At 59.4% G+C, this 1,371-nt stretch carries 4 protein-coding genes; all 4 read left to right on the top strand.

Annotated features, from left to right (window positions below; all coding sequences use genetic code 11):
- The first annotated feature begins 151 nt into the window (after positions 1 to 151).
- On the top strand, positions 152 to 568 hold the full coding sequence (locus EXZ48_RS34515) for a hypothetical protein (RefSeq protein ID WP_245462441.1): 417 nt from the start codon (positions 152 to 154) through the stop codon (positions 566 to 568).
- Positions 569 to 570: 2 nt separating this feature from the next.
- The gene (locus tag EXZ48_RS34520) at positions 571 to 786 is read left to right on the top strand and encodes a hypothetical protein (RefSeq protein WP_130521570.1); all 216 of its coding nucleotides are present in this window, start codon (positions 571 to 573) and stop codon (positions 784 to 786) included.
- Between the two features lie 95 nt (positions 787 to 881).
- A complete protein-coding gene (locus EXZ48_RS34525) occupies positions 882 to 1,082 on the top strand; it encodes a hypothetical protein (protein ID WP_130521573.1) in 201 nt (66 codons plus the stop codon).
- On the top strand, positions 1,079 to 1,371 hold a 293-nt coding region (locus EXZ48_RS34530; RefSeq protein WP_130521575.1), incomplete at its 3' end, for a RusA family crossover junction endodeoxyribonuclease. The genes EXZ48_RS34525 and EXZ48_RS34530, both read left to right, overlap by 4 nt.

Consider the following 1,371-nt stretch of genomic DNA (forward strand, 5'->3'; position numbering starts at 1 on the left):
TCGCCAGCGGCGGACCTGTGAGACGGCGGGGAAGTGGGCTCCCGCACGAAGCCTTGGGCCCCGTCGTCTCCTCTTGGGAATTGAATGATGTCTCCCTTGACCATGTGTTGCTCCGTTGTGGTGACGAGCAATCTAGCCAAGGGAGACAGGCATGTACGGCAATTGGTTTTCCGCCCGCGGAAATAGTGTTGGCAGAAAAATGAACACTGAAGCACTCGCAGACGCAGTCCGGTTTTACAGGCGCCTCAAGGACGTTGAGTTCCGGGGCCGTGGAGACCGTGAGAAGTCCATTCGCGGGCGTCTCTCGCAAAGCCTCGGCATCGCAGAAAGCTATCTGTTCCGCCTGGAATACAAGGCGCACGAAATGAAGGACGTGGCCGGTGAGGCATATCGCCGGCTGCGGAGCGCCTACGACCGGATTTGCGAAAAGAACGAAGAAGCAGCGGATCGGTACAAAGCCGAACGCCTTTCGATGGATGGGATCAATGAAACGGCTGTGGAAGAGCCTCACGCGCAGAGCGTGGGAACGGTTTCTGCTGGCATGCCGGCGCGCGAAACGGAGAGTTAGAAATGGCAAAACCGAAAAAGCGTAAGCTGCACAAAAACGTCCTCGTCGCATATGCGAAGCTCGCGAGAGCTGGCGAAGCTCTTTGCCGGCAAGCCGCGGCCTCAGAGGAGGCGATCAGGTCCGGCGGTGGCTTCGTCTACTTCATGCGCGGATCCGGCAAGGAGATGCCGCCAGCCAGTTCGCGCTTCCTGATCGATCATCGGCCTCGTAGAGGGTGAGCAGGATGGCCTATTCCCCGGCCATGCACAGACCTTCCGCCCGGTTCCATCCGATCGTTTCGAGGCCTTCAAGGCGGCGTGGGAGGCTCCTACTCATGTTTAGCCTGGAGGAGCGGCGCGACGAGGTTCAGAAGATAATCGACAACACCCGCGGCTGGCTTTCCTCTCACGGCCATGGCAGCAAGAGCCCGTGGCCGCAGCATGAGATTGACATCAAGCAGCGCAGGCTCGACGTGATGAAGGTTGTCCGCGACGACTATGCTGCCGCCATAGACAGAAAGCGCGGCGCAGCATGATCCGTCTCACGATCACCGACATGCCTCCATCCACCAACGGGCTCCGAAAGAGCTTCGTCAAGGATGGCAAGGTCGTCAGCGCAAAGACGGATAAATACTCCGCATGGCGTGAGTCTGCCATGTGGGAGATTGCCGGCCAGAGGGCAGGGAAGATTCAGGGGCCCTATAGCCTGTCGATCGCCGCCCAGCGCAACTGGCGCTCAAAGCGAGCTCGAGACATCGACAACATAATCAAACCGATATCGGACGCGCTGGTTAAGGCCGGCGTGGTTCAGGACGACAGCTTGGC

The sequence above is a fragment of the Shinella sp. JR1-6 genome, from assembly GCF_004284735.1.
In the GTDB taxonomy this organism is placed as follows: Bacteria; Pseudomonadota; Alphaproteobacteria; order Rhizobiales; family Rhizobiaceae; genus Shinella.